This window comes from Monashia sp. HAY1-5C (assembly GCF_056755255.1).
Window position 1 is genome coordinate 1 of sequence record NZ_JBPGXG010000683.1, and the last position, 241, is coordinate 241.

The following is a 241-nucleotide window of genomic DNA, read 5'->3' on the forward strand; positions in this document are numbered from 1 at the left end:
TCTTTGTGCCATGGCAGCCGGGGTGACCATCGCCGAGGTCGAGGAACTCGTGGAACCGGGGGAGCTGGATCCGGAACACATCCACACGCCGGGGATCTTCGTCCAGCGGGTCGTAGTAGCCGGGACCGTTGAGAAACGGGTCGAGAAGCGCACCGTCGCGTTGACCCCCGCAGCGAACGTGTTGACCCCCGCAGCGAATGTACAGACAGGAGCGTCATGATGGCCGAGAACACCTATCAGG

Annotated in this window: 1 protein-coding gene; it reads left to right on the top strand. The window is 63.1% G+C overall.

Translation table 11 applies throughout. The features are described from left to right. Positions 1-220 (top strand): CoA-transferase (locus ACR9ZK_RS23180; protein ID WP_481344264.1); only part of this gene is annotated, 220 nt, incomplete at its 5' end. Positions 221-241 lie beyond the last annotated feature (21 nt).